Origin of the sequence: Desulfovibrio sp. OH1186_COT-070, assembly GCF_003860215.1 — a bacterium.
Lineage (GTDB): Bacteria > Desulfobacterota > Desulfovibrionia > Desulfovibrionales > Desulfovibrionaceae > Desulfovibrio.
The window spans coordinates 1-359 of sequence record NZ_RQYH01000216.1; the positions used below are offsets into that span (position 1 = coordinate 1).

Below are 359 nucleotides of genomic sequence, written 5' to 3' on the forward strand. Positions count from 1 at the left end.
AATGAATGCTCCACCGGCTAAAGCCGGTGGTATCGGGCAACAGCTAAAGCTGGCGATTGCGGATGAAATCCGCCGACAGCTTGGCGGGCTGGCAAAAGTCAATCTTCGCCTTCAATTTTGAAATCGCCATCATCATGGCTCTGCTGTTCTATATAGGCTTTGATTACATCGTCAGTCACATTGCCGCTGCTGCAACAAAAATACCCTCTGGCCCACAGATGACGCCCCCAATATTGGCGCCGGAGAGACTCAAAACTGTGAAGCAACTTATGCGAGCTTTTGCCCTTCAACCTCTGCACCAAGCGGCTGATTGTCACTTGGGGCGGAATGGAAACGAAAAGGTGGACGTGATCCCTGGA

The 359-nt window shown here is 51.5% G+C and carries 1 protein-coding gene; it reads right to left on the minus strand.

Annotated elements, in window-relative coordinates:
* Positions 1 to 98: 98 nt before the first annotated feature.
* Complete coding sequence (tnpA, locus tag EII23_RS13730; RefSeq protein ID WP_409360244.1) at positions 99 to 317, minus strand: IS200/IS605 family transposase; 219 nt, start codon at positions 315 to 317, stop codon at positions 99 to 101.
* Positions 318 to 359 lie beyond the last annotated feature (42 nt).